Genomic DNA, 26,000 nt, shown 5'->3' with positions numbered 1-26,000 from the left:
TACGGTCGCTATCAAACGACCGTTGACCTTTGACCTTTGGTCGAGCCCGCAGTCGCAACCAGCCCGAGAAAATGAAAAAGCCCGACCAGATCACTGGCCGGGCTTTTCAATGCGCTGGCTGCAACAGCAGCCGCGACAGAGTCAGAAGCGGAACACTTCCATATCCGTACGAATGGGTTCGGCGGCCGGGATGCGCGGTGCCGGTGCCTCGGCAGACTTGCTTACCTGTGGCTTGGCAGGGGCAACCTTGGGTGCGGTCTTGGCTACCAGGGTAGGTTCGACCGCATCGGCGACCATCTCGCTCAGGCGCTGCAGCAGAACGCTCTGCGCCCGCACCTGGTCGCTCGCGCTGCCCTGGTGCTCCTCCTGCAGGCGCACCAGTCGACTGCCCAGGTGCTTGCCCGCCTTGTCGCGCAGACGCCATTGCGCCTCGAGTACCGCCGGGAATTCGGGGCCGGAATCAAGGCGCGTGATGGACAGCTCGATCTGCACTTCTGGCGTAAAGCCTTCGTCGGCCGGGCCAAGCACCAGGCTCTGCGTATCCAGACGCCAGGCCAGCTGGCGCAGCAACACCTGCTCGACGTCGGCCTTCAGGCTACCCGCCCAGTGGGCGCGCTGTCCGTCGACGGCCAGGCTGCCGTCAGCCAGACGCTGAAGCAAGGCGTCACGCTGCAGATAATCGGCAAGCGTCACCGGTGCCAGCAGCACGGCGGCGCCATCGGTTCGCTCAGGCACTTCAGTCGTACCGCCGTCCAGTCGGTACATTGGCGCAGGCTGCAGGCCGATGCAGCCTGTCAGCCCCATGCTGGCCAGCAACAAAACAGTCGGAACACGCAGCAAATTCTTCATTACCGTCATAACACCAGAGTTCAGGCCGCTCGCGACCATCAGATCGCCAATGCCTCGTGCATATGTCTCGCCGGACAATCGACTCCGCCGACGCGAAAGAAAGCACCGGGCAACATGCCGCAGGCTGGAAAGGCCGCTATCTTCCGTGAAAGCGGCCTTCGATTCCAGCGCCAATGCGTTTGGTCATGCTTCGACCAGCAAGCCTTCGACGCGCTGGAAGCCTCGTGGCAGCTTGTTGCCGCGCCTGCCACGTTCGCCTTTGTAGTGCTCCAGATCCTCGGCCTTGAGCGACAGCGTGCGCTTGCCCGCCTGCAACACCAGTGTCGCACCGGTCGGCAGCACAGCGAGATCGACCAGATACTCCTCGCGGCTCGCGACCCGCTCGCCGGGGATGCCAATGATCTTGTTGCCCTTGCCCTTGCCCAGCTGCGGCAGATCCCGCACCGGGAACACCAGTAGACGGCCCTCGGTCGTCACTGCAGCCAGCCAATCCTCCTCGCGACTGGCCAGCGGCCGCGGCGCGACGACCTTGGCGCCTTTCGGCAGCGAGAGCAGCGCCTTGCCCGCCTTGTTCTTGGCCTGCAGGTCTTCGCCCTTGACCACGAAACCGTAGCCGGCGTCCGAGGCGATCACGTAGAGCGCCTCATCATCGGGCAGCATCACGCATTCGAAACTCGCGCCCGGCGGTGGCGTCAGCCGGCCGGTGAGCGGCTCGCCCTGGCCTCGCGCCGAAGGCAGCGAGTGCGCCGCCAGCGAATAGCTGCGCCCAGTGGAGTCGATGAACACCGCATATTGATTCGAGCGCCCGGCCGCAGCTGCCTTGAAGCCATCTCCGGCCTTGTAGGACAGCCCGCAGGCATCGACATCATGGCCCTTGGCGCAGCGCGCCCAGCCTTTATCGGAGATCACCACGGTCACCGGCTCGGACGGCAGCAGCTCGTTTTCCGACAACGCCCGCGCCTCGGCACGCGCGACGATCGGCGAGCGGCGATCGTCGCCGTAGGTTTCCGCGTCCTCGATCAGCTCCTTGCGCACCAGTTTCTTCAGCTTGGTTTCACTACCCAGCAGCGCCAGCAGCTTCTCGCGCTCCTTGGCCAGCTCGTCCTGCTCGCCGCGGATCTTCATCTCTTCCAGCCGCGCCAGCTGACGCAGGCGGGTGTCGAGGATGTAGTCGGCCTGCAGCTCAGAGAGCTCGAAGCGCGCCATCAGCACCGGTTTGGGCTGATCTTCGGTACGGATGATGTGGATCACTTCATCCAGATTGAGGAAGGCCACCAGCAAGCCTTCCAACAGGTGCAGACGCCTCTCGACCTTGTCCAGGCGGAACTGCAGGCGACGGCGCACGGTGCCGATGCGATAGGTCAGCCACTCGCTGAGCAGGGTGCGCAGGTTCTTCACCTGTGGGCGACCATCGAGCCCGATCACGTTGGTGTTGACCCGGTAGCTGGACTCCAGATCGGTGGTGGCGAACAGGTGCTGCATCAGCGCTTCGACATCGACCCGGTTGGAGCGCGGGATGATGACGATGCGACAGGGGTTCTCATGATCCGACTCATCGCGCAGGTCGGCGACCATCGGCAGCTTCTTGGCCTGCATCTGCCCGGCGATCTGCTCGAGCACCTTGGAGCCGGACACCTGGTGCGGCAGCGCGGTGACCACGACGTCGCCGTCTTCGACACGGTAGACGGCCCGCATGCGAACGGAACCTCGACCTGTCTCATAGATCTTCAGCAGGTCCGCACGCGGCGTGATGATCTCCGCCTCGGTGGGGAAATCCGGCCCCAGCACATGCTCGCAGAGCTGCTCGACACTGGCGCTCGGCTCGTCGAGCAGACGTATGCAGGCGCTCGCCACTTCACGCAGGTTGTGCGGCGGCACATCGGTGGCCATGCCCACGGCGATGCCGGTGGTGCCGTTGAGCAAAAGGTTGGGCAGGCGCGCCGGTAGCGTCGCCGGCTCGTCGAGGGTGCCATCGAAGTTCGGCACCCACTCCACCGTACCCTGCCCCAGCTCGCTGAGCAGCACCTCGGAATAACGCGACAGCCGGGCCTCGGTGTAACGCATGGCGGCGAAGGACTTGGGATCATCCGGCGCGCCCCAGTTGCCCTGACCATCGACCAGCGTGTAGCGATAGCTGAACGGCTGCGCCATCAGCACCATGGCTTCGTAGCAGGCACTGTCGCCATGCGGATGAAACTTGCCGAGCACGTCACCGACGGTACGTGCGGACTTCTTGTGCTTGGCGTCGGCGCCCAGGCCGAGTTCGCTCATGGCATAGATGATGCGCCGCTGCACCGGCTTCAAACCGTCGCCGATATGCGGCAGTGCGCGATCCATGATCACGTACATGGAGTAGTTGAGGTAGGCCTGCTCGGTGAAATCGGCGAGGGAGCGACGCTCCACGCCGTCCAGGCTCAGGTCGAGGGATTCGCTCATCAGCAGTTTTCTTCAGCAAAGGATGGATGACTCACGGCTGGTTGCTCGCCAAACTTGAGCAAGTTGCCGTGGGCGTCGATGACATAAAGTTCTTGCATGCCCCAGGGCTGCATAACGGGCGCGTCCAGGACCAGGCCACGCTGACAGAACTCCCGGTACAGCGCCTGGCAATCGCCGGTACGTATGTAGCAGGAGGTGTTCTCGGCAACGTGGCGCTCCGTGCAAAGCCAGAAATGCAGCTGAGCACCGTCGCGCTCCACGATCAGGTAGTCAGTGGCCTGGAGCACGACCTGGAAACCCAGATAGGTCGTGTAGAAGCCGCGGCTTTCATCGAGATTCAACGAAGCCAGGACAGGCACCGTGGACTGTATGAGCGCCCTCATCGGTCTTGCCCCTGAGGTAGCTGCTGGCGCAGCACCAGGGTGCCAGCGCGCTGGGTGAATTCAAGCTGCTTCAGTGCGCTCATACCGAGCAGAACCTGTTCGCTGCGAAAGCCGGGAGCGACGATAGCGCGCACGTCGTGCAGGCGGATGTCACCCAGATCGAGGCTCGACAGCACGGTGCGATAACCGGTGGTCTGGCCGTTGGCGGTGTGCAGCATCACCGGCGCGCCGCGCTCCAGCCCCAGCCGTTCGGCCAGCTCGGCCGGCACCGCGACATCGGTAGCACCGGTATCGAGCAGAAAGGTGACCGCCTCGCCATTGATCCGCCCGCTGGCGACGAAATGGCCTTGGACATTGCCGGCCAGCTGCACTTCGATCTGCTCGCCCTGCAGCTGGGAAACCGGCTGCCGATTGGGGTTGAGCCGATCCTCCTCCCAAGCGGCGAAAAAGCGGGTGGCCAGGAACAGTCCGACGCCCCAGGCGAGCACCAGCATCACGCGCCCGGCACGCCGCCCGGCGGTCTGGCTCACGGCTTCGCGCCCCAGCCGCCATCGGGCGCGGCAAAACGCCAGACGATCGGACGCTTTTCGCCATCGCCACGGGCCTTGCCGTTGTTGTCGACGCCGATCCAGACACCTTCGGCATCGACCCATAACGCCTCGGCATTACCGTAGGGCTCAGCGTAACGGCGCCCCTCGGTCAACGCTTCCTCGGCAAATGACCAGCAGCGCTCGACCACACCAGTGGCCGGGTTGCGACGACAGACGCGATAGGCCGAGGGCTCCAGCACGAAAAGCTTGTCGGCGAAGAACGCCACCGCCGAGAAGCTCCTTGGCAGCGGCGCATCGCCCAGCGCAGCGGGCGGCAGCTGATCGCCCCCCTCGGCCATCAGCACGCAACCGCCCGTGCACTGCCAACTGCTCTGCTGGCGATGCAGCACCAGAAGACCGCGGCGCTCGCGTTCGGCCGCAAGCCACATGCGCTCGGCCTTCGGATCGACGGCGATCCCTTCGAACAGCGCGTTGAAGTGCCAGAGCATGCCACTGGCCCGCGCCTGTCGTACCAATGTATCGGGCAGGCGCAGCCATTCCGCCGTACCCGCCGGGCTGACCCGCAGCACGCCGGCATGGGCCTCACTGACCACGTAGCGGTTGCCCAGGCTGTCACAACTCAGACCTTCGAAATCCAGCTGACCACCCCGCACCTGGCCACTGACCCAGGCTCGCATGCGCATGCCCCAGGGCAAGCCGCTGTCCGGCGGCGGGCCCGCCTCGAACCGCTCGGGCTCCGCCTGCCAGGGCGAGACGCTGGTATCCAGACGATAGAGAACGTCGTCCTCGCGATCGGAAACGGCCCACAAGGCATCGCCGCACCAGGCCATTCCGGACAGGTTGCCACCGGTTATTCCGGCCACCGGGTGCTCGCCGAGCAACTTCAGTTCGGGCACCGGCTCGCTGGCCCAGAGCGGTGCCGAAGCCAGACTCAGCAACGCCAGCCAACGGCGGATCAAACCAGCACCTCGGCCAGATTGCCCTTGGACTCGAGCCAGCTCTTGCGGTCGCCGGCGCGCTTCTTGGCCAGCAGCATGTCCATGATCTCGCGGGTGCCCTCGAAATCATCCAGGGTCAGCTGTACCAGCCGACGCGTGTTGGGGTCCATGGTGGTCTCGCGCAGTTGCGGCGGATTCATCTCACCGAGGCCCTTGAATCGGGTGACCTGAGGTTTTCCACGGCGTTTTTCAGCAACCAGACGCTCGAGGATGCCGTCCCGCTCGGCCTCGTCCAGCGCGTAGAAGATGTCCTTGCCCAGATCGATGCGATACAGCGGCGGCATGGCGACATAGACATGGCCGGCCTCGACCAGAGGGCGGAAATGCTGAACGAACAGGGCGCAGAGCAACGTGGCGATGTGCAGGCCGTCTGAGTCGGCGTCGGCGAGGATGCAGATCTTGCCGTAACGCAGCTGGCCCAGATCGGCCGCGCCCGGATCGACGCCGATGGCGACGGCGATGTCGTGGACTTCCTGGCTGGCCAGCACTTCGCCGCCGTCGACTTCCCAGGTGTTCAGGATCTTGCCGCGCAGCGGCATGATCGCCTGGAACTCCTTGTCCCGCGCCTGCTTGGCCGAGCCACCGGCCGAGTCACCCTCGACCAGGAACAGCTCGGCGCGCATCGGGTCCTGCCCGGCGCAGTCGGCCAGCTTGCCCGGCAGCGCTGGGCCCTGGGTGATCTTCTTGCGTTCGACCTTCTTGCCGGCCTTGAGGCGGCGCCCGGCGTTGCTGATCGCCAGCTCGGCCAGTTGCATGCCCAGCTCCGGGTGGGCATTGAGCCAGAGGCTGAAGGCATCCTTGACCACACCGGAGACGAATGCCGCGGCCTCGCGGGACGACAGGCGCTCCTTGGTCTGCCCGGAGAACTGCGGCTCCTGCATCTTCATCGAGAGGACGAAGGCGATGCGCTCCCAGATGTCTTCCGGTGCCAGCTTCAGCCCGCGCGGCAGCAGGTTGCGGAACTCGCAGAACTCGCGCATGGCGTCCAGCAGCCCCTGGCGCAAGCCGTTGACGTGGGTGCCGCCCTGGGCCGTTGGAATCAGGTTGACGTAGCTCTCCTGGACACTCTCGCCACCTTCCGGCAGCCACAGCAGCGCCCAGTCCACCGCCTCGGTGTTGCCCGCCAGGGTGCCGACGAAGGGTTCATCGGGCAGGCGCAGGTAATCGCTGACCGAGTCGACCAGGTACGAACGCAGGCCGTCCTCGTAGTGCCACTCGACCTTCTCGCCGCTGCTCTTGTCCTCGAAGCTGACGCTCAGCCCCGGGCAGAGCACGGCCTTCGCCTTGAGCACATGCTTGAGGCGACTGATGGAGAATTTGGGGGAATCGAAGTATTTCGGATCGGCCCAGAAGCGCACGCTGGTACCGGTGTTGCGCTTGCCGACGCTGCCGATGACTTCCAGGTCAGTGGCCTTGAAGCCATCGGCGAAGCTCATGCGGTACTCGCTGCCGTCGCGCTTGACGGTCACTTCGACCCGCGTCGACAGGGCGTTGACCACCGAGATGCCGACCCCGTGCAGACCACCGGAGAACTGGTAGTTCTTGTTGGAGAACTTGCCGCCGGCGTGAAGCTTGGTGAGGATCAGCTCGACGCCCGGCACACCCTCTTCCGGGTGGATGTCCACCGGCATGCCACGGCCGTCGTCGATCACTTCCAGCGAACTGTCTTGATGCAGGATCACCTGAACCGAGCGGGCATGGCCGGCGAGGGCTTCGTCGACGCTGTTGTCGATGACTTCCTGGGCCAGGTGGTTGGGCCGCGAGGTATCGGTGTACATGCCCGGGCGCTTGCGCACCGGGTCGAGGCCGGAAAGAACCTCGATGGCTTCTGCGGTATAAGACATCTGTCTGGCACTGTCCTTATGTTCTGAATGAATCAGCCCTTGCGGGCAGCGAAATCCGCGCAACGGCCCGAATGAAATGGCAGGTCCGCGTTCGCGAAACCACCCTGGCCGCCGACCAGCCGCGCTAACGTTGCGCCGCGCATCAGCATCCCTTCAGAGCCGATCAAGCCATGCCTGCGGCTCGAAGCCGGCAAAGGCCAGCAGCGCCGGCAGACGCTCGGCAAATCCCTGAAAGCCATGGTCGCCACCGGCCTGAATGCGCAGTGCACAGCCACGATAGAACTGCGCGGCGTCACGGTAATCCAGCGTCTCGTCGCCCGTCTGCAGCCAGACCTGATAGCGCTCGGCATCCTGTGGTGGCGCGGTTTCCAGTTCCGCCAAGGCGGTTACATGATCGTCGGTGAGGTCCCAGACTTCCCCGCTATACAGATTGGTCTGCGGCCCAAGATAACCGTCGAACCGGCGGTGCGGTGCCACGGCCGGATTGATGAGCAATGCCTTGAGGCCATGGCGCTCGGCGAGGTGCGTCGCATAGTAGCCGCCAAGCGAGCTGCCGACCAGCAACGGCCGGCCGAGCTCGGCCAGGCATGCTTCGAGTTGGGCGATGGCTTGACGCGGATGATGGTGCAGCGCGGGGACCCGCAAGCGTTCGGCCATGCCCAGTTTCTCCAGCGCAGCGGACAACTGGCTGGCCTTCTGCGAGACCGGTGAGCTGTTGAGACCGTGGATATAGAGAATCGAAGGTGAATAGCTGGACATGGATACAGTTCGTAGGAAAACCGCAAGGCTACAAGGCACCTGCCGCCGTCTGCAAGCAGGCCGGCGGCATGATGGGGTGGGCTCGGGGTATCTGCTGGCAAGTACCGCCAGCGCGTGTCACTGCGCGCAGAGCCGCGTTAGTAGCCCTTGACGCTGTAGTCGATCTCGAACTCGATACCGCTGACCCGGGAAACTCCGGTTTCCAGCTGCCCATCGGCATATAGCCGCAGCCAGCGATAACCCGGCGCGACGTTGTCGACCTGAAAGTCTTCGCTCTGCGGGGCGAACTGCACGCCGGTCGATGGCGACGCCAGCAGGCGTACGTCGTTACGCCAGCTATCGAACTCCTGGTGGATATGACCCCAGAGCAATGCACGCACGTTGCTGTGACGATCCAGCACCTCGAACAGGGCGTCAGGATTGCGCAGCCCGATGGTATCCATCCAGCGGCTGCCGATGGACACCGGATGATGGTGCAGACAGATCAGGTGGTGATGGTCCGGCGCCTCACTCAGTGCACGCTCGAGCAGTTCCAGCTGATCGTTGCGCAGCATGCCGAACACCGAGCCCGCCACCAGCGTATCGAGCATCACCACACGCCAGCCGCCGATCTCCAGCACCGGTTCCATCAGTGCACTGCCACGGCAGGCCTCACGCATTGCTGCCAGCTCGTCGTGGTTCCCCGGACACCAGCGCGCTGGTGCTTCGATGCGTTCGGCAAGCCGGCGGAACCGCTGGTAGGACGCTACCGAGCCATCCTGCGACAGGTCGCCGGTGGCAAGGATCAGGTCGATGCGCGGCTGCTCGTCGATGGCCAGCTCGACCACCTGCTCCAGGCTGTCACAGGTATTCATGCCCAGCAGCTTGCCGTCCGCTTCGGCAAACAGATGGCTGTCGGTAAGCTGCACCAGCAGAACCGAATCTTCAACAGTCAGGGACGCACCAGGCAATGCCCTTCTCCTTGAGCTAAATCGCAACGGAATTATGGTAGGTGCCCGGCAGGGGGGTAAACCTCGGGATGTGGGCTTGGATCACAGAATAGCGCTGCGCATCCAGGGCGGATCAAGCGCAGTATCAGGCTATCAAGGCATGGTGCAAGGGGTCAGAGCACCGGTTCCAGCTCGTGCCCGCAGGCCAGACAGTGGCCCAGCCATTCGCCGAGGAACAGATTGAGCTGGTTCTTCTCGTCCGGCTGGTGCATCTGCGCGTTGGGGTAGTGATAGATGCCGCGGAAACGTCGCGCATTCTCGGCGCGAATGACTTCGGCCATACGCGCATCGTGGTAAACCCGCACCTCCATCTTCGGCACCGGCAACCAGGTCAGGCAGTTCTCCTGACTGACCTGCAAGGTCGTGGTGTAAGGGCAGCTCTCCAGCACCTCGAGCACCAGCACACCGAGCAACATGTCGCCCTGACTGATGGCGATGCGGCGCGCGTCGCAACCGTTACGCATGCCCGGCAGCAGGCGCATCAGGCGCAGGTAATTGGCCTCGCAGGCCGACTGCAGTTCGAGCAGGTCGACTCGGTATCGCTCGCGCGTCTTTCTCATGTCCACGCCCCCCCGCACCTGCTCTCGATTCAAGGCCAGCCACTGCAGTGCAATGATGCTGGCCGCATTGTCGATACGCCCCTCGTTGACCGCGCGGAGTGCCTGCTGCAGCGGCCATACATGCACGCGGATATCCTCGCCTTCCTCGGCCAGACCGAAGACGCCTTGTGCGCCTTCGCTGTCGCAGCGACCGATGTAGAGATGCACCTGTTCATCGCTGCCGCCCGGGGACGGGAAGTACCGGGTGATCGGCCACAGCTCGCCCAGCTCCAGCCCGGCTTCTTCGACCGCCTCGCGCCGGGCCACCGCATCAGGTGACTCGTCCTTGTCGATCAGCCCCGCCACCAGCTCGATCAGCCAAGGGTTCTCGACCTTGCCCAGCGCACCCACGCGGAACTGCTCGATAAGCACCACCTGATCGCGCTGCGGATCGTAGGGCAGCACGCACACGGCGTCATGCCGCACGAACAGCTCGCGACTCAACTCCGCGCCCATGGCGCCGCTGAACTGGCGATGACGCAGGTGCAGGCGTTCCAGCCGGTAAAAACCGCTGAAGCATTGCTCTCGTCGGAGGATCTGGACATCATCCGGTCCGGGCTTGAAGGTCTCGCTCATCGGGTACTACTCATATCGGTTTGAACCGCGCCTTACGTGACGGCGGGCGACTGCAACCGTCACAACGTGAGCGGCTTCGTCGCCATCCTAACGCGGCATCGTCGCTGGCGCAGCCCTTTGCAGACCACCGTAGCCGAAGAAAGCTCCACCTGCAGCGCCGCACGAACTTCAGGTGTCTTCGGCAATCGAAAGCGCACTGCCATGCCTGGACCAACCATGAATCGAACCGCCTCCATCCGCACTCTGATCCTGCTGAGCAGCCTTGTCGTGCTGCTGAGCGGCTGTCAGCACCTTGCCTCCGAACGCCCGGTGGAGGTGCGCCAGAACCTCACCGAACAACGCTCGCAGGGCTGCCAGGGCGAAGACTGCCCACTGGTGAACATCGACACCCTGACCTTCACCGACGAATCCGAACTGAACAACCTGATCGACGCGCGCCTGCGCCGGATGACCATCAATGGTCCGGATGATCGGCTGCCGGATTCGCTCGAGAGTTACCAGCAGCAGTTTCTGCGCGCTGCCGCGCCGGGCTGGAGCAGCTACCTGCAGGCCAAGCTGCGCGAGCAGCACGGCGACATCCTGGTCGTCGAGCTGTCCAGCTATCTGTATGTTGGTGGCGCCCACGGTATGCCCGGTCGCGGCTTCATCAACTACAACCGAGAGGCCGATCGGGAACTACGCCTCGAAGACCTGCTGATCCCCGGGCAGGAGGGCAGCTTCTGGCGCGTTGCGCGCCAGGCCCATCAACGCTGGCTGGTGGGGAACGGCCACGCCCAGGACGCCGAGTTCACCGGCTTCTGGCCCTTTCAGCAGACCGCAAACATCGCGCTGCTGAAAGACAGCGTGTTGCTCAAGTACGACGTGTACAGCATTGCGCCGTACTCGAGCGGGCACCCTGAACTGTTCATTCCCCATGAACAGCTGGAAGGCATTCTGAAGCCGGAATATCTCTGAGGATACGAAGCGGGCCGATATATGTCGGCCCGCTTCGGGTCGTCTACAGCCAGTCGATCACACCTCGCCGGTCACACCTGCTTGTAGATCACCGAGCCTTCGTCCTTGAAGCGCGAGGACTGCTCGGCGAAGCCGGCCTCGATGGCCTTCTGCTCGTCGGTCAGGCCGTGCTCAGCGGCGTATTCGCGCACTTCCTGGGTAATCTTCATCGAACAGAACTTCGGTCCGCACATGGAGCAGAAGTGCGCCACCTTGGCCGATTCCTTCGGCAGCGTCTCGTCGTGGAAGGCACGCGCGGTGTCCGGGTCGAGACCGAGGTTGAACTGGTCTTCCCAGCGGAACTCGAAGCGCGCCTTGGACAGGGCGTTGTCGCGAATCTGCGCGCCCGGATGACCCTTGGCGAGATCAGCAGCGTGCGCGGCGATCTTGTAGGTGATGATGCCGGTCTTGACGTCATCCTTGTTCGGCAGACCAAGGTGCTCCTTCGGCGTGACGTAGCAGAGCATGGCGCAGCCGAACCAGCCGATCATCGCCGCACCGATGCCACTGGTGATGTGGTCGTAACCCGGCGCGATGTCGGTGGTCAGCGGGCCCAGGGTGTAGAACGGCGCCTCGTCGCAGCATTCCAGCTGCTTGTCCATGTTCTCCTTGATCATGTGCATCGGCACGTGACCCGGGCCTTCGATCATGCACTGCACATCGTGTTTCCAGGCGATCTTGGTCAGCTCACCGAGGGTTTCCAGCTCACCGAACTGTGCAGCGTCGTTGGCGTCGGCGATCGACCCCGGGCGTAGGCCATCACCCAGCGAGAAGCTGACGTCGTAGGCCTTCATGATTTCGCAGATTTCCTCGAAGTTCGTGTAGAGGAAGTTCTCCTTGTGATGCGCCAGGCACCACTTGGCCATGATCGAACCGCCGCGCGAGACGATGCCGGTCACGCGCTTGGCCGTCAGCGGCACGTAGCGCAGCAGCACCCCGGCGTGGATGGTGAAGTAGTCCACGCCCTGTTCAGCCTGCTCGATCAGCGTGTCGCGGAACAGCTCCCAGGTCAGGTCTTCGGCGACACCGTTGACCTTCTCCAGCGCCTGATAAATGGGCACGGTGCCGATTGGCACGGGCGAGTTGCGGATGATCCACTCGCGGGTTTCGTGGATGTGCTTGCCGGTGGACAGGTCCATCACGGTGTCCGAGCCCCAGCGGATGCCCCAGGTCAGCTTGGCCACTTCCTCTTCGATCGAGGAGCCCAGCGCAGAGTTGCCGATATTGCCGTTAATCTTCACCAGGAAGTTGCGGCCGATGATCATCGGCTCGAGCTCGGTGTGGTTGATGTTGGCCGGGATGATGGCGCGACCGCGGGCCACTTCGTCACGCACGAATTCCGGCGTGATCTCCTTGGGGATCGAGGCGCCGAAGCTATGCCCGGCGTGCTGATCCTTGAGCAACCCAGCCTCGCGCGCTTCGGTCAGTTTCATATTCTCGCGGATGGCAACGTATTCCATCTCGGGCGTGATGATGCCCTTGCGCGCATAGTGCATCTGGCTGACGTTATGCCCGGCCTTGGCCCGCCGCGGATGGCGTACATGGGCAAAACGCATGGCGGTCAGCTCGGCGTCGTTCAGGCGACGCTGGCCGAACTCGGAGGTCAACCCCGGCAGCTTCTCGGTATCGCCGCGCTCCTCGATCCAGGCGCTGCGCACATCGGCCAGCCCCTTGCGTACGTCGATCTGCACGTTCGGATCGGTATAGGGGCCGGAGGTGTCGTAGACGGTAACCGGGGCGTTGATCTCGCCGCCGAAGTCGGTCGGGGTCACGTCCAGGCTGATCTCGCGCATCGGTACGCGGATATCCGGGCGCGAACCCTGCACATAGATTTTCTGCGAACGCGGGAAGGGTTGGATCGACTGCTGGTCGACCTGGGCGGATTCACTCAGGTTCTGTTGTTCTACACGCATCAGGCTGGCTCCTAGAGAATTGTCGGAGCGAACCTGAAAACACGGATGGCAAGGGCATCGGGTGCGCCGGAACTGGCGCCGAGAGAGCTGGCCGAACGACTGGCGAGCACATCTTGTTCCCTACGCAGGCCTTAACCTGATCAGGTTCAACGGGATCCGGAACTTTCCGATCTCAGCCTTCGCTTCAAGGCACCCCGACAAGAACGTCATCGAGTCTAATCAAGAGCCAGTACGAACGCCATGCCAAGGGCGAAAGTAGTCGACCGTTCGGTCATTCCGACCGTCCGCAACCGGCATCTGACATTGCCTCGCACACGCGCCTTGACCCCCCGTCAGCCGCCGCTTAGCCTTGCCCCTCAGCTCTATTCAGGATGGACCCAACATGCTGCGCAGACTCCCCCTGGCTCTCGCCGTGGCTTCCCTCACCGCCGGAGCAGCCTGGGCACAGGAAACCGTCCCGCTCGCCAGCAAGACCGATCTGGTCAGCGTCTATCAGCAAGCCGTCAACAACAACGCCGACCTGGCTGCAGCGCGTGCGCAGTTTCGCGCACGCCAGGAAATCGTGCCGCAGGCGCGGGCAGGCCTGTTGCCCAACCTCAGCGCCGGCGCCGAGCTGAGCGATACCGAAACGGACGTCGACACCAGCAGGGGCTCCACCTCGCTGTCGCGCAGCGGTACCGTCTACCAGGCAACGCTGAGCCAGCCGATCTTCCGTGCCGACCGCTGGTTCCAGCTCAAGGCTGCGGAGGCTGTCAGCGAGCAGGCTGCGATCGAATACTCGATTGCCGAGCAGGACCTGATTCTGCAGAGCGCCCAGGCCTACTTCGCCGTGCTGCGCGCCCAAGACAATCTGGCGGCGGTGAAAGCCGAGGAAGCTGCATTCAAGCGCCAGCTCGACCAGGCCAACGAACGCTTCGAGGTCGGTCTTTCCGACAAGACCGACGTGCTCGAGGCCCAGGCCGGGTTCGATACCGCACGCGCCAATCGGTCCATCGCCCAGCGCCAGGTCGAGGACGCCTTCCAGGCGCTGTACACCCTGACCAACCGCGAATATATCGCCCTCGAAGGCATCCGCCACACCCTGCCTGTCCTGGCGCCGGTGCCGAACGAGGCCAAGGCGTGGGTCGATACCGCAACACGGCAGAACCTCAACCTGCTGGCGGTCAATTACGCGGTGACCGCAGCGGAAGAAACCCTGCGCCAGCGCCGCTCCGGCCATGCACCGACGCTCGATGCGGTGGCGTCCTATCGCAAGGGCGACAACGATGCGCTCGGCTTCACGAACACCGATTCGACCGGCCTTCCACCAGGTGTAATGCCGCGCTACACCGGCGACGTCGAGCAGCGCAGCATCGGCCTGCAGCTGAACATCCCGCTCTACAGCGGCGGCCTGACCACCTCGCAGAGCCGCGAGGCCTATTACCAGTTGAGTCAGAGCGAGCAGCAGCGCGAAAGCCTGCGCCGCCAGGTGGTGGAAGCCACGCGCAACCTGCACCGCGCGGTGAACACCGATATCGAACAGGTCCAGGCCCGCCGGCAGTCGATCATCTCCAACCAGAGTGCGCTGGAAGCCACGGAGATCGGCTATCAGGTCGGCACCCGCAACATCGTCGATGTGCTCGACACCCAGCGGCGCCTGTATGCCGCCGTGCGCGACTACAACAATGCCCGCTACGACTACATCCTCGACAACCTGCGCCTGAAACAGGCGGCCGGCACGCTGAACCCGGACGACCTGCAGCAGCTGGCCGCCTACCTGAAACCCGATTACAACCCGGACACCGACTTCCTGCCGCCGGATCTGCCGCAGACCATCGGTCAGCCGGTACGGGTGGATTATTGAGCAGGGGACTCGCTTGAACCGTGGCTGGGAGGGCTAAAGCCCACACTACGACCCGAACGCTTAGTCGGTAGGGTGGGCTTTAGCCCTCCGGGTTCTACACCTGGATGGCGACTATCGCCCGCGCCGGCAATCGACCCGTTTTGTTCCACGCAAGGCCAAACGCACCGGCTAGCCGAGCAGCCTCGCCAGCCCTGTCAGCAGACGCTGCAAGGCGCCCTGATTGGCCTTGAGCACGCCCAGCCCGGCGTCACGCATCCGTTGCGCGGCAGCCGAATCGCGCCAGAGCTCACCGACAGCATCCGCCAGCTGATCGGCATCCTGCACTTCGCGCAGGGCGCCGGCATCGCGCAGTTGCGCGGAGATTTCGAGAAAGTTGAACAGATGCGGGCCACTGAGCACCGGCTTGCCCAGCGCGGCGGGCTCGAGGAGGTTGTGCCCGCCATTGGGTACCAGGCTGCCACCGACGAAGGCCACGTCGGCCAGGGCATAGAGAAACAGCAGCTCGCCCATCGTGTCGCCGACCAGCACCTGCGTGCCGGCGCCAACCGTTTCACCCGTCGAGCGGCGCACCGCGGCAAAGCCTTCCTTGCCTGCCAGTTCATACACCGAGATGAAGCGTTCCGGATGCCGTGGCACCAGGAGCAGCAGGGCCTGCGGAAACCGCTCCAGCAAGCGCCGGTGCGCGGCCAGGACGATTTCGTCCTCGCCGGCATGGGTGCTGGCGGCGATCCACAGCGGCCGATCCTGCGCCGCCCATTGATCGCGCAAATCGGTCGCCCGCGCCAGCAGTGCCGGGTCGATGGTCAGGTCAAACTTGATCGAGCCAGTCACTTCGACGCACTCGTGGCGTGCGCCGAGCTGGCGAAAACGCTCGGCTTCAGCCTCGGTCTGCACGGCAATCAGGTCCAGCTCGGCCAGCATCGGCGCGGTCAGCCGGGCGAAGCGCGCATAGCCACGGGCCGAGCGCTCGGACAGCCGCGCATTAGCCAGCGCCACGGGTATGCCGCGCCGGGCGCACTGATGGATATGGTTGGCCCAGAGCTCGGTCTCCATCACCACTGCCAGCTTCGGCTGCAGGCAATTCAGAAAGCGCGCCGCCGCCCAGGGCAGGTCATAGGGCAGGTAGCAATGCTGCACGCTGTCGCCGAACAGCGCCTGGATGCGCTCGGAACCGGTCGGGGTCATGCAGGTGACGGTGATCGGCAGCTGCGGGTAGCGCGCCATCAGCTCGCGGATCATCGGCGCCGCGGCGATGCTTTCTCCCACCGAGACCGCATGCACCCAGATGCCACCCGGACGCAGCGGCGGCAAACCGAAGGCGAAACGCTCGCCGATACGACGGGAGTAGGCCGGCGCGCGCCAGGCGCGCCACAGCAGGCGCAGGAACACCAGCGGCAGGCCGAGGTGGAACAGAAGGGTATAGAGGGTGCGATTCATGGGCGCGGAGCTTAGCAAGCCGCCTGCTCGCGAGCCATAACCGCCCTGCCGGCGAACTTGTTGGCGAGGTCGGAACCGAACGAAGTTGCCCGCCCATAATCAGGATCTCGCCATGTCCGGCTACGTTTACCTGGCCATCGCCATCTGTGCCGAGGTGGTCGCCACCACCTCGATGAAGGCGCTGGCCGGCTTCAGTCGCCCGCTGCCACTGCTGCTGGTGGTGACCGGCTACAGCCTGTCGTTCTGGATGCTCGCGCTGGTGGTACGGACCATCCCGGTGGGCATCGCCTATGCCATCTGGGCCGGGCTCGGCATCGTGCTGGTCAGCGTCGCCGCGGCGCTGCTCTATCGTCAGTACCTGGACCTGCCGGCGGTACTGGGCATGGGGCTGATCATCGCCGGTGTGGTGGTCATCCAGTTGTTCTCCCGCAGCGCAGGCCACTAAGCTGCCGGCGGACTGCAGTTATACTGCGCGACCGTTTACCCAATGAGGTCTGCACATGCCCGAATCCCTCAGCACCGACGTCCTGATCGTTGGCGGCGGCGTCGCCGGCCTTTGGCTGAACGCGCGCCTGCGCCGACTGGGTTTTGCCACCCTGCTGGTCGACAAGGGAACACTGGGCGGCGGGCAGAGCGTGAAGTCCCAGGGCATCATCCATGGCGGCACCAAGTACGCGCTGAGCGGTGCGCTCACCGGTGCCTCCGAGGCGATCGCCGATATGCCGCGGCGCTGGCGCGAAGCGCTCGAAGGCAAGGGCGAGCTGGACCTTAGCGGCGTGCGCCTGTTGTCCGATGCACACTATCTGTGGTCGCCAGGCACCCTGGCCGGCAACCTCACCAGCTTCTTCGCCAGCAAGGCAGTGCGCTCGAGGGTCGGTCAGGTCAAGGGCGATGAGCTGCCACCTGCGCTGCAGCATCCACGGTTCAAGGGCAAGGTCTATCGGCTCAGCGAACTGGTGCTCGATGTGCCCAGCCTGATCGCCCGGCTGGCCGAGCTGGCTGGTGACAGCCTGCTGGCCTGCCAGCAGATCGAACCGCTGCTCGACGACAACGAGCTGGTCGGGTTGCGCGTCGATGGTCGCGAGATCCGCGCCCAGCGCATCGTGTTCAGCGCTGGTGGCGGGACTGCCGAGCTGCTCGCGTCGCTCGGCCTGCAACAACCGGCCATGCAGCGCCGTCCGCTGCACATGGTCATCGTCAAGGCGCCCACGCTCAAGCCGCTCTATGCCCATTGCCTGGGCGGCGGCACCAAACCGCGGATCACGGTCACCAGCCATCCGACAGCGGACGGCGAGTGGGTCTGGTATCTCGGCGGCGACCTGGCCGAAGCCGATGGCGTGGCACGCGACGAAGCCGCTCAGATCGCGGTCGCGAAAAAGGAACTGGCCGAACTGGTGCCCTGGATCGACCTGTCCTCCGCGCAGTGGGCCACGCTGCGTATCGACCGCGCCGAGCCTGCGCAATCGGCGCTCGCCCGTCCGGACAACGCCTTCCTTGCCGAGCAGGGCCGGCTGCTGGTCGGTTGGCCGACCAAGCTGGCCCTGTCCCCCGACTTTTCCGACCGCGTCGAAGCCGCCCTCGCCCGTGACGGCATTCGTCCGGCCAACCATCCCGCACTACCTCAACTGCCACGTCCGCCGCTGACCGGGCCGTTCTGGGAAGGGCTGCTGCCATGAACGCAACGCTGCATGACCTGCACCGCCCGCTGGGCAAAACCGGCCTAAGCATTTCGCCACTGGGGTTGGGCACTGTGAAGCTGGGCCGCGATCAAGGGGTGAAATATCCCAACGGTTTTTCCATCCCAGACGACGCCCAGACTCGCCAGCTGCTGACCCTGGCCCGCGAACTGGGTATCAACCTGATCGACACCGCGCCGGCCTACGGCGTCAGCGAGGAACGGCTCGGCCCGTTGCTGGCCGGACAGCGCGAGGATTGGGTGATCGTCAGCAAGGTTGGCGAGGAGTTCGAGAACGGCCAGTCGCGTTTCGACTTTTCTGCCGCCCACACGCGCTTCTCGGTGGAGCGCAGCCTCAAGCGCCTGCGTACCGACCGCATCGAGCTGGTGCTGGTGCATTCGGACGGCAACGACCTCGATATCCTGCAGCACACCGAGGTCTACCAGACCCTGGCCCAACTCAAGCGCGAGGGCAAGATCCTCGCCTTCGGTCTGTCCGGCAAGACGGTCGATGGTGGACTGCTTGCGCTGCAGCAGGGCGACTGCGCGATGGTGACCTACAACCTCAACGAGCAGACCGAACGACCGGTCCTCGACTACGCTGCTGCTCACGGCAAGGGCATCCTGATCAAGAAAGCCCTGGCCAGCGGACATGCCTGCCTCAAGCCAGGCGAAGACCCGGTCCGCCGCAGTTTCGAGCTGCTGTTCGGTCACCCAGGTGTCAGCGGCGCGATCATCGGCACTATCAATCCGCAGCATTTGACGGCTAACGTACGGACTGCTGCTGCTGTTCTGACCGGCAACTGAAACGGTCCTGGCGGCAACGTTCATCCGCTACGCGGAAGCGCATTACGCTGATGCCGCGCGGTTACTTTCTTCGCCGCAAGGAGAAACCGAATGCCAAGAGTTCTGGTGCGCAAGAGCCCTGCCGCATTCAAGACCCTGCCTCTCTACGTCGAGGCCAGCCAGGACAACCTGAGCTACCAGAGTCTGGGCCGGCCGTTGAACTTCAGCGAAGTGATCGAGCGCCGCCGCCCGGTTGAGGTCTCCGATCCGGGCCGTTTTGCCATCGAACTGGCCAATCTCGGCGTTTCGGTGCGTCTGACCATGAGCTGGCAGGGCCGCGAATACTGGGTACTGGTCCGTCAGCAGCGGCCGGACCGTGGTGACGTTGTACTCAAGCTGATCTCCGGCTACATCCCGGCCCATGAGCTGAACCTGCCGTTGCTCACCGCCATCCAGGAAATTGCCGAAGAATGCCTGCTGGAAACTCCTGAAGGCTGGCTCGCCGGTCGTTTCGGCGATACCTGGCTGCCCACTCCGTACCAGGCCAGCCTGCACTACCGCGAGGCGGTGCACTTCAAGCTCGCCTCGCAATCCGGCGCCACGCGCCCGGTACAGTGCGGCAACATGGTGCTGATGGAGCGTCCTCGCGCCTATGTACACCTGCCGACCGCATCGCTGCAGCTGGTCTATGACATGCGCATGGAACTACCGAAAGAGGCGCGTCAGCTGAGCCTGTTCCACGTAGACGAGCGCCTGGAAGATGGACAACTGGTTGCGCGCCTGGAGCGCAGCCGGCCCGACATCTACCTGATACCGCTGCAGCAGGGCCAGCCGCAGGATCAGCTGTTGCAACTGCGCAATGGCCAATTCAGCCCGGTGAACACTCGCGGCCTGTGGCTATCGGAAAGCTTTGCGCCGCAGGAAGGCTGGGTAGTGCGCGACGAGCGCGTTCGCTGGCGGGATTGGTGGGCGGCACGGCCGATGGCAGCCGCCCGTTAATGCGTAGTGGGTAGCCGCGCAAAGCGGCTATCCACCTACTGACGCGATACGCGGTAGGCGTATCCAAAGGACTCAGCGGCTGCGAATCTTCTCGACGATGGCGGTGGTCGAGCTGTTTTCCACCAGCCCCAGCACCTTCACCACACCGCCGTAGGACTTGACCAGATCGGCACCGACGACCTGATCGACGCCATAGTCGCCGCCCTTGACCAGCACATCGGGTCGCACCTGGGCCAGCAGGTTTTCCGGCGTGTCCTCGGAAAAGCACACCACCCAATCCACCGCTTCCAGACCGGCCAGCACCGCCATACGGCGATCCACCGAGTTGATTGGCCGCCCCGGCCCCTTCAGGCGGCTGACCGAGCCGTCGTCGTTGACTGCCACGACCAGACGATCGCCCTGGGCGCGGGCCTGCTCCAGATAGGTCACGTGGCCGGCGTGCAGGATGTCGAAGCAGCCGTTGGTGAAAACGATCTTCTCGCCCTGGGCGCGAGCATCCTCGACCACGATGAGCAGTTGCTCGACCGTCATCATGCCGCGCCCGGAGCCTTCCTCGCGCTGGATCGCGCGGCGTAGCTCGGGCGCGCTGACACAGGCGGTGCCCAGTTTGGCGACCACGATGCTGGCGGCCAGGTTGGCCAACGCCACGGCCTGCGGCAGCTCGGCACCGGCGGCCAGCGCAGCGGCCAGTGTGGAAATCACGGTATCGCCGGCGCCGGTCACATCGAACACCTCGCGCGCCCGCGCCGGCAGATGCAACGCGGCGTGGTCGGGGCGCAGCAGGGTCATGCCGTGCTCGCCGCGGGTCACCAGCAGAGCGTCCAGCTGCAGGCGGCGCATCAGCTCGGCGCCCTTGGCGACCAGCTCGGCCTCATCGGCGCAATGCCCGACGATCGCCTCGAACTCGCCGAGGTTCGGCGTGATCAGCGACGCGCCACGATAGATCTCGAAATCCTTGCCCTTGGGATCGGCCAGCACCGGAATCCCGCGGCGGCGCGCCGCCTGGATCAACGCCTGATGATTCCTCAGCGCGCCCTTGCCGTAGTCAGACAGCACTAGCACCTTGACCCCGGCCAACAGCGCCTCGACCTCAGCCAGGATCGCCGCCGGATCGGTATCGAACGGCTCCTCGAAATCCATGCGCAGCAATTGCTGATGGCGGCTCATCACGCGCAGCTTGACGATGGTCGGCTGGTGCTCAATGCATTGGAAATGCGCTTCAACGCCGGCGGCTGCGAGGCTGTCGACCAGGCTCTGACGCGCCTCGTCCTCGCCGGTCACGCCGACCAACCGGGCAGGCGCGCCCAGTGCAGCGATGTTCAGCGCAACGTTGGCTGCGCCACCGGGGCGATCCTCGATCTGCTCGACCTTGACCACCGGCACCGGCGCCTCCGGCGAAATCCGCGACGTGCCGCCATGCCAATAGCGATCGAGCATGACGTCACCCACCACCAGGACGGGGGCTTGGTCGAAACGGGGCATGGACAGCTTCATTGAGAGGGCTCCGGGGCGCTGGAAAACGCCGCGGATCATAGCATGCCGGCGCGCCGCGGCTCGCGCGCCCCAGCGGACACGCGGATCACGCCGGCTCGTCGTCTTTGAACTGCTTCTCGTGCAAACGAGCATAAGCACCGTTGGCCGCCAGCAGCTGCGCATGGTTGCCGCGCTCGACGATACGCCCCTGCTCCATCACCAGAATCAGATCGGCCTTCTCGATGGTGCTTAGACGATGGGCGATGACCAGCGTGGTGCGTCCACTCATGGCGTGGTCCAGCGCGCTCTGGATATGCCGCTCGGATTCGGTGTCCAGCGCCGAAGTCGCCTCGTCGAGGATCAGTACCGGCGCGTTCTTCAACAGCGCGCGGGCGATCGCCAGACGCTGGCGCTGACCGCCGGAAAGCAACACACCATTCTCGCCAACCAGCGTCTGGTAGCCTTGCGGCATCTGCTGGATGAACTCGTCCGCATAGGCATCGCGAGCCGCGCGCTGAATATTTTCCAACGGGGCACCAGCCAGATCGCCGTAGGCGATGTTGTTAGCAACAGTGTCGTTGAACAAGGTCACCTGCTGAGTCACCAGAGCGATATGCCGGCGCAGGTTGCGCAGCGTGTAGTCCTCGATATCCACACCGTCGAGCAGAATCTGCCCTTGATCGTGGTGGTAGAACCGCGGAATAAGATTGGCCAGGGTGGATTTGCCACTGCCCGAACGGCCGACCAGCGCGACCATCTGCCCCGGCTCGACATTGAAGCTGATGTCGTGCAGCACCTGCTTGTCGGTGCCCGGATAGACGAAGCTCAGCCCGTTGATCTCCAGGCGCCCCGCCACTCGCTCACGCTCCAGCGTACCGCCATCGACTTCCGAGGCCTCGTCCAGCTGCTCGAAGATGCTTTCGGCACCGGAAACACCCTTTTGTATGGTGGAACTGACCTCGGACAGCTGCCGGATCGGTTTCGGCAGCAGGCCGGCCAGGGTGATGTAAGCAACCAGATCGCCGGCAGAAGCATCGCCGCGCATGTACAGCACCAGAAACATCAGCACTGCCATCGCGCTGTAGATCACCAGTTGCAGCGTCGGCGTATAGACCGCATTGGTCTTGACCATGCGCAGCTGCTTGCCGGTGTTGTCCTGACTCGCGCCGAGAAAACGCGCCTGCTCGTAGGCCTCGCCACCGAAACTGCGCACGACCCGGTAGCCCTGGATGGTTTCCGAGGCCACATGGGTGACATCGCCCATCGCGACCTGGATTTTCTTGCTCTGCTTGCGAAATTTCTTGCTGGCACTGGACACCATCACCCCGATCACCGGCAGGATCGCCACCATCACCAGCGTCAGCTTCCAGTTCATCCACAGCAGCGTCGCGAACAGAAAGATCACCGTCATACCCTCGCGCACCACCACCTTGATCGCATCGGTCGCCGCGCCGGTGACCATGGTCACGTTGTAGGTGATGCGCGAGATCAGATGCCCGGAGTTGTGGCTGTCGAAGTAGCGATTGGGGAGCGTCAGCAGGTTGTTGAACAGCGCTACACGCAGGTCATGTACCAATCCCAGCGAGACGCGGGCGAGGAAATAGTTGCCAAGAAACGAACCGACACCCTGCAACAGCGCGATGACCACGATCAGCAAGGGCACCGCCTGCAGCAGCTTCAGCCCGGCCAGCCACTCCAGCTCGTTGAGATGAGGTACCTGGGCAAAAAAACTGGCGTCCGGGTTGTTCAGCCCATCGACGAAGAACTTGAGGATGTAGCCCAGCATGGGCTGCGTAGAGGCGAAGAGCAGGAAGCCGAGGATGCTGATTGCAAACAGGCTCCAGTACGGGACCACATAGCGCAGCAACCGCAGGTAGATACTCAGACTGGATGTCGTGTCGGCTTTCCGAGGGCCACTCATAGGAGAATGCAGCCTGTCTGTCAAAGGCCTGGGATGGTAACACAGCGAGCTGGCCGCCCCTGCCCCCAGCGCCAGCCCCACTGGCAGCCAGGTTAGGAACCATTCCGGGCGAGGCGAATCCCAAAGATTCGCGCCATCGAACAACAACGCAAAGGTGCTGAAAAACCACATGCCCAACAATGCGCCGCCGAGAACGGTGGCTCGCTCACGCACAGCGATGACGAAGCAACGCAGCCAAACTGCCAGCCATAAAATGAGTCCGGGCAAGCCAAGCTCTACCGCAGCATGAGTAAACAGGTTGTGAGTGTGGTCGAATATGCGCCCCAGGGCTCCGACCTGATAATCGCTGCCCAACCCCAAACCTAACCAAGGCCGATCTCCGATCATCGCGAGACTTGCAGCGAATATTTCAGGGCGGTAGGAGGTGCCCCTGGCGACAACATAACTGCCGAACAACCAGTACCCCAACGCAGCCACGACCAGCAGCAGGAACGCAACGAACAAGTCGGCACGGCCGCTCCGCCAAGCAGGCATCAGCAAGATAGTCGCCAGCAGAGCAACCCATACGCCACGGCTCTGCGTCATCACGACAAAAGTGAACAGCGCCAACAAACCAAGCGCCCACACAATGCGCAGCATGGCGCGGCTGGGTGGCAAACAGAACCACCAAATCAGCGCTATACCGAACACGTATCCACCGATAATCGGATGGTCTAGCAGGCCATAACCCTGCATCCGCCAGGCCCAAGGCTTCGCCTCGATCCCATAACGCTGAACCAGCGCTACCAGCGCTGCAAGCGCCAGTCCCAAACCAGCCCATTGCAACACCGAAACGACGCGTCGTGGCTGTCGCATGAGGCATACCAGGCCCAGCAAAAAAAGCACCACGTATATCAGCCGTTTGACTTCGCGCGCAGGCTCCTCGGCGGCGCTCCAGAACGAGCTAACGGCAGCCCACGCAACCAGCGCGACCAATGCTGTCAGCAGCGACTTTTCCTTGCGCCAGAGGTCGAGCAGCACCGTACGACAGGACCAACAAGCCCACATGGCCGGCAGCCAGAAAAACACGATCAAGCCTTGTTGGTAAAATTTAGTCGTCGAAATCCAGGTTATGCCCAGCAGGAACCACACCAACCCCAGCGTTAGCCAGGTCAACCCTAAACGACGGCTATCCATACTACCCCTTCGGAAAACGGCGAATGCGCCAGCACCAGCGATGTTAGAATGCGCGCCTTGTCCCGACGTTCGCACACTGCTTAAGGCCAACCATGCATGTAAGCCAATTATGCCAGCGAGACTTGCAACAACTCACCCATAATGCGGCAATTCTCGAAGCGGATGGTCTGGGTCCCAAGGTCCTGCAGCTTGAGAGCGGTCTATTTCTAAAATTCTTTCGTCGAAAGCGCTGGCTTTCCTCGGCATTGCTGCGGCCTTATTCGCGTCGATTCGTCAAGAACGCCGAACGCCTCCAAGCCCTGGATATCGCTACGCTAAAGGTGCGGGCAATATACGAACTGTCGGATAAATCGGCGGACGCGGTGCTTTATGCCCCGCTGCTGGGCAGCTCGCTAAGTCAACTTGCAACGCAGCCTGGCTTCAGTTGGTCAACAATCCTGCCCAAGCTGATTGGATTCGTACGCGAGCTGCATCGCAAGGGTATTTATTTCCGCTCGCTGCACTTGGGAAATATTGTCCTTACTCCGCAAGGTTCGCTGGGGCTGATCGATATCGCCGATATGCGTTTCCTGGGCCGATCTCTACCGAACCATATGATTCGACGTAATCTGGCGCACTTCAAACGATATCTCGAACGTGAAAAATTTCAGAACGCCTTTCCGTTTTCGCAGTTCTGCGATGCGCTGACCGTTCCCGAGTCATCGGCCAGCAGCTCAACGTAACTCTTGCGGAACCGTTTCCAGGCCTGCTCCGATGCTAGGTGATTCCCCTGCTCGACGGCGAGCGATCGCCGATCCGAATCGAGCACATGCTCAATGGCGGTGACCCAGCCGGACACATCGTTCGGCGAGACGTAAATGCCCTTGACCCCCAACTGCTCGACGAAGACTGGCAGATCGCTGGCAACGACCGGCACATCCGCCATCACCGCTTCTTGCAAAACCAAACCCAACCCTTCACTGCGGGACGGAATCAACATCACATCGAACGCTTTATATAGCTGCGCAGCGTCCTGTCGATATCCCGCCAGCGTAACCATTCGGCCTAGGCTCAGGCGTCGGATACGTGACTCCAGTTCCGGTCGTTGCCTCCCTTCGCCCACGAGCACCAGGTGGATGTTTGTCCGCACGCGTGACAACTCACTCAGCACATCGAGCATGGGCAGAAAGCCCTTTTCCTCGACCAGCCGCCCAACCGTGCCCAGGACAATGCTTGCGCTATCAAGGCCCAGTCTGCCCCTGGCTTCGTCGCGAGAAATCAGTTCCTGCTTGAACGAATGCGGGTTTATCGCTGTTCGTGCAGCGAACACCGCTCTACCCAGCTTCGCGCCCAGAGATTCGGCGAGCGCCTCGGACACCGCGACCAGCCTCAGACGATGCGCAGCAATCGCGTCGAACAACTTCGGATCGCTCCGACGCATGCGGCTTTGCCCGTGGAACACGACGATGACCCGGGACTTAAGGTGCAATCTCGCCACCACCGGAATGATCAACCGAGCCACGCCAATGCCATCGAGCAACAACACTTTCGGATTGAGTCGCTCGATCTCGCGGGCAAGGTGCCGCTGCAACCACCACTGCGATAGTTTCCAGATGCCCCGACCTTTGAGCGCCCTCGAGCTCAGCCGCCAATGCAGCATTTGCCCGCAATCAGAGTTCCGCGCAGCCTCGCGCCCCATCAGCATCCAAGTGTGCATTTCTTCTCTTTCATCAGCCACTAGGGAAAGAATCTCCTCATGCACTCGATGAATGGAGGTATGCGCCTTGCCGGAAGACCACAAAATACTAAGGATACTCAAGC

The 26,000-nt window shown here is 63.4% G+C and carries 21 protein-coding genes, 2 pseudogenes and 1 riboswitch; of the genes and pseudogenes, 7 read left to right on the top strand and 16 right to left on the bottom strand.

The annotated features are described in order from the left end of the window. Positions 1 to 141: 141 nt before the first annotated feature. From LW136_RS02350 to LW136_RS02305, 10 genes and pseudogenes are all read right to left on the bottom strand, one after another. Positions 142 to 849 carry a PqiC family protein gene (locus tag LW136_RS02350; protein WP_234174565.1) on the bottom strand — a complete coding sequence of 236 codons (708 nt, stop codon included), beginning with the start codon at positions 847 to 849 and terminating at the stop codon, positions 142 to 144. A 183-nt stretch (positions 850 to 1,032) separates the two neighbouring features. Next, positions 1,033 to 3,285 carry a DNA topoisomerase IV subunit A gene (gene parC, locus LW136_RS02345; protein ID WP_044315999.1) on the bottom strand — a complete coding sequence of 751 codons (2,253 nt, stop codon included), beginning with the start codon at positions 3,283 to 3,285 and terminating at the stop codon, positions 1,033 to 1,035. Continuing rightward, positions 3,285 to 3,668 carry a bleomycin resistance protein gene (locus LW136_RS02340; RefSeq protein WP_031297512.1) on the bottom strand — a complete coding sequence of 128 codons (384 nt, stop codon included), beginning with the start codon at positions 3,666 to 3,668 and terminating at the stop codon, positions 3,285 to 3,287. Before LW136_RS02340 ends, parC begins: the two co-directional genes overlap by 1 nt. Then, positions 3,665 to 4,198 (bottom strand): retropepsin-like aspartic protease family protein, encoded by a 534-nt coding sequence (locus LW136_RS02335; protein WP_003301658.1) that lies wholly within the window; start codon positions 4,196 to 4,198, stop codon positions 3,665 to 3,667. The genes LW136_RS02340 and LW136_RS02335 overlap by 4 nt, the downstream gene beginning before the upstream one ends. Beyond that, positions 4,195 to 5,178 carry an esterase-like activity of phytase family protein gene (locus LW136_RS02330; protein ID WP_234174564.1) on the bottom strand — a complete coding sequence of 328 codons (984 nt, stop codon included), beginning with the start codon at positions 5,176 to 5,178 and terminating at the stop codon, positions 4,195 to 4,197. Before LW136_RS02330 ends, LW136_RS02335 begins: the two co-directional genes overlap by 4 nt. Beyond that, positions 5,175 to 7,061, bottom strand: coding sequence for a DNA topoisomerase IV subunit B (gene parE, locus LW136_RS02325; protein ID WP_234174563.1), 1,887 nt, complete (start codon positions 7,059 to 7,061; stop codon positions 5,175 to 5,177). Before parE ends, LW136_RS02330 begins: the two co-directional genes overlap by 4 nt. Positions 7,062 to 7,214: 153 nt before the next feature. Continuing rightward, positions 7,215 to 7,820: a YqiA/YcfP family alpha/beta fold hydrolase gene (locus tag LW136_RS02320; protein ID WP_014818925.1), complete on the bottom strand. Its 606-nt coding sequence runs from the start codon at positions 7,818 to 7,820 to the stop codon at positions 7,215 to 7,217. 137 nt (positions 7,821 to 7,957) lie between these two features. After that, positions 7,958 to 8,770 carry a 3',5'-cyclic-AMP phosphodiesterase gene (cpdA, locus tag LW136_RS02315; protein ID WP_023444890.1) on the bottom strand — a complete coding sequence of 271 codons (813 nt, stop codon included), beginning with the start codon at positions 8,768 to 8,770 and terminating at the stop codon, positions 7,958 to 7,960. Positions 8,771 to 8,922: 152 nt separating this feature from the next. Then, a complete protein-coding gene (locus LW136_RS02310; protein ID WP_003301652.1) occupies positions 8,923 to 9,369 on the bottom strand; it encodes a DUF1249 domain-containing protein in 447 nt (148 codons plus the stop codon). Positions 9,370 to 9,378: 9 nt separating this feature from the next. Continuing rightward, positions 9,379 to 9,984 (bottom strand): annotated as a pseudogene (locus tag LW136_RS02305) (NUDIX domain-containing protein); the annotation flags it as partial. A 216-nt stretch (positions 9,985 to 10,200) separates the two neighbouring features. Between LW136_RS02305 and LW136_RS02300 the strand changes: the two are divergent. Beyond that, positions 10,201 to 10,938 (top strand): RsiV family protein, encoded by a 738-nt coding sequence (locus tag LW136_RS02300; RefSeq protein WP_234174562.1) that lies wholly within the window; start codon positions 10,201 to 10,203, stop codon positions 10,936 to 10,938. 71 nt (positions 10,939 to 11,009) lie between these two features. Here the strand turns inward: LW136_RS02300 and thiC are convergent, their stop codons facing one another. Next, positions 11,010 to 12,890: a phosphomethylpyrimidine synthase ThiC gene (thiC, locus tag LW136_RS02295; protein WP_003285206.1), complete on the bottom strand. Its 1,881-nt coding sequence runs from the start codon at positions 12,888 to 12,890 to the stop codon at positions 11,010 to 11,012. A gap of 100 nt (positions 12,891 to 12,990) precedes the next feature. Next, a riboswitch (TPP riboswitch) is annotated at positions 12,991 to 13,097 on the bottom strand. A gap of 175 nt (positions 13,098 to 13,272) precedes the next feature. Between thiC and LW136_RS02290 the strand changes: the two genes are divergently transcribed. Beyond that, positions 13,273 to 14,733: a TolC family outer membrane protein gene (locus LW136_RS02290; protein ID WP_234174561.1), complete on the top strand. Its 1,461-nt coding sequence runs from the start codon at positions 13,273 to 13,275 to the stop codon at positions 14,731 to 14,733. A 168-nt stretch (positions 14,734 to 14,901) separates the two neighbouring features. On the opposite strand, the gene waaA is transcribed toward LW136_RS02290, so the two are convergent. Then, positions 14,902 to 16,170: a lipid IV(A) 3-deoxy-D-manno-octulosonic acid transferase gene (gene waaA / locus LW136_RS02285; protein WP_234174560.1), complete on the bottom strand. Its 1,269-nt coding sequence runs from the start codon at positions 16,168 to 16,170 to the stop codon at positions 14,902 to 14,904. 112 nt (positions 16,171 to 16,282) lie between these two features. Here waaA and LW136_RS02280 point away from each other — a divergent pair, with 112 nt between their 5' ends. From LW136_RS02280 to LW136_RS02265, 4 genes are all read left to right on the top strand, one after another. Continuing rightward, positions 16,283 to 16,615, top strand: coding sequence for a DMT family transporter (locus tag LW136_RS02280; protein ID WP_102838799.1), 333 nt, complete (start codon positions 16,283 to 16,285; stop codon positions 16,613 to 16,615). A 55-nt stretch (positions 16,616 to 16,670) separates the two neighbouring features. Then, positions 16,671 to 17,846, top strand: a complete 1,176-nt coding sequence (locus LW136_RS02275; RefSeq protein WP_234174559.1) for an NAD(P)/FAD-dependent oxidoreductase — start codon at positions 16,671 to 16,673, stop codon at positions 17,844 to 17,846. Then, positions 17,843 to 18,652, top strand: a complete 810-nt coding sequence (locus LW136_RS02270) for an aldo/keto reductase (RefSeq protein ID WP_234174558.1) — start codon at positions 17,843 to 17,845, stop codon at positions 18,650 to 18,652. Before LW136_RS02275 ends, LW136_RS02270 begins: the two co-directional genes overlap by 4 nt. A 90-nt stretch (positions 18,653 to 18,742) precedes the next feature. Further along, positions 18,743 to 19,630, top strand: coding sequence for a hypothetical protein (locus LW136_RS02265; protein ID WP_014818897.1), 888 nt, complete (start codon positions 18,743 to 18,745; stop codon positions 19,628 to 19,630). 72 nt (positions 19,631 to 19,702) lie between these two features. On the opposite strand, the gene hldE is transcribed toward LW136_RS02265, so the two are convergent. From hldE to LW136_RS02250, 3 genes and pseudogenes are all read right to left on the bottom strand, one after another. Continuing rightward, a complete protein-coding gene (gene hldE, locus LW136_RS02260) occupies positions 19,703 to 21,124 on the bottom strand; it encodes a bifunctional D-glycero-beta-D-manno-heptose-7-phosphate kinase/D-glycero-beta-D-manno-heptose 1-phosphate adenylyltransferase HldE (RefSeq protein WP_234174557.1) in 1,422 nt (473 codons plus the stop codon). An 85-nt stretch (positions 21,125 to 21,209) separates the two neighbouring features. Then, positions 21,210 to 23,024 (bottom strand): lipid A export permease/ATP-binding protein MsbA, encoded by a 1,815-nt coding sequence (gene msbA / locus LW136_RS02255; RefSeq protein WP_036999403.1) that lies wholly within the window; start codon positions 23,022 to 23,024, stop codon positions 21,210 to 21,212. Positions 23,025 to 23,327: 303 nt separating this feature from the next. After that, positions 23,328 to 23,609: pseudogene (locus LW136_RS02250) on the bottom strand (O-antigen ligase family protein); the annotation flags it as partial. 683 nt (positions 23,610 to 24,292) lie between these two features. On the opposite strand from LW136_RS02250, the gene LW136_RS02245 reads away from it, so the two are divergent. Beyond that, entirely contained in the window at positions 24,293 to 24,922 is a 630-nt protein-coding gene (locus LW136_RS02245; RefSeq protein ID WP_003301632.1) for a BUD32 family EKC/KEOPS complex subunit, read from the top strand. Here the strand turns inward: LW136_RS02245 and LW136_RS02240 are convergent. Beyond that, a complete protein-coding gene (locus LW136_RS02240) occupies positions 24,847 to 25,998 on the bottom strand; it encodes a glycosyltransferase (RefSeq protein WP_125860079.1) in 1,152 nt (383 codons plus the stop codon). The two genes, LW136_RS02245 and LW136_RS02240, sit on opposite strands and share 76 nt — an antisense overlap. Positions 25,999 to 26,000: the final 2 nt, after the last annotated feature.

This window comes from Stutzerimonas kunmingensis (assembly GCF_021432085.1).
Taxonomy (GTDB): Bacteria; Pseudomonadota; Gammaproteobacteria; order Pseudomonadales; family Pseudomonadaceae; genus Stutzerimonas.
This window is presented reverse-complemented; position numbering and strand designations above follow the sequence as displayed.

Coding starts and splice junctions, on each gene's coding strand:
- LW136_RS02350 (WP_234174565.1), bottom strand. CDS start 849: ATGAAGAATTTGCTGCGTGTTCCGACTGTTTTGTTGCTGGCCAGCATG.
- parC (WP_044315999.1), bottom strand. CDS start 3,285: ATGAGCGAATCCCTCGACCTGAGCCTGGACGGCGTGGAGCGTCGCTCC.
- LW136_RS02340 (WP_031297512.1), bottom strand. CDS start 3,668: ATGAGGGCGCTCATACAGTCCACGGTGCCTGTCCTGGCTTCGTTGAAT.
- parE (WP_234174563.1), bottom strand. CDS start 7,061: ATGTCTTATACCGCAGAAGCCATCGAGGTTCTTTCCGGCCTCGACCCG.
- LW136_RS02320 (WP_014818925.1), bottom strand. CDS start 7,820: ATGTCCAGCTATTCACCTTCGATTCTCTATATCCACGGTCTCAACAGC.
- LW136_RS02310 (WP_003301652.1), bottom strand. CDS start 9,369: ATGAGAAAGACGCGCGAGCGATACCGAGTCGACCTGCTCGAACTGCAG.
- LW136_RS02300 (WP_234174562.1), top strand. CDS start 10,201: ATGAATCGAACCGCCTCCATCCGCACTCTGATCCTGCTGAGCAGCCTT.
- thiC (WP_003285206.1), bottom strand. CDS start 12,890: ATGCGTGTAGAACAACAGAACCTGAGTGAATCCGCCCAGGTCGACCAG.
- LW136_RS02290 (WP_234174561.1), top strand. CDS start 13,273: ATGCTGCGCAGACTCCCCCTGGCTCTCGCCGTGGCTTCCCTCACCGCC.
- waaA (WP_234174560.1), bottom strand. CDS start 16,170: ATGAATCGCACCCTCTATACCCTTCTGTTCCACCTCGGCCTGCCGCTG.
- LW136_RS02280 (WP_102838799.1), top strand. CDS start 16,283: ATGTCCGGCTACGTTTACCTGGCCATCGCCATCTGTGCCGAGGTGGTC.
- LW136_RS02275 (WP_234174559.1), top strand. CDS start 16,671: ATGCCCGAATCCCTCAGCACCGACGTCCTGATCGTTGGCGGCGGCGTC.
- LW136_RS02270 (WP_234174558.1), top strand. CDS start 17,843: ATGAACGCAACGCTGCATGACCTGCACCGCCCGCTGGGCAAAACCGGC.
- LW136_RS02265 (WP_014818897.1), top strand. CDS start 18,743: ATGCCAAGAGTTCTGGTGCGCAAGAGCCCTGCCGCATTCAAGACCCTG.
- hldE (WP_234174557.1), bottom strand. CDS start 21,124: ATGAAGCTGTCCATGCCCCGTTTCGACCAAGCCCCCGTCCTGGTGGTG.
- msbA (WP_036999403.1), bottom strand. CDS start 23,024: ATGAGTGGCCCTCGGAAAGCCGACACGACATCCAGTCTGAGTATCTAC.
- LW136_RS02245 (WP_003301632.1), top strand. CDS start 24,293: ATGCATGTAAGCCAATTATGCCAGCGAGACTTGCAACAACTCACCCAT.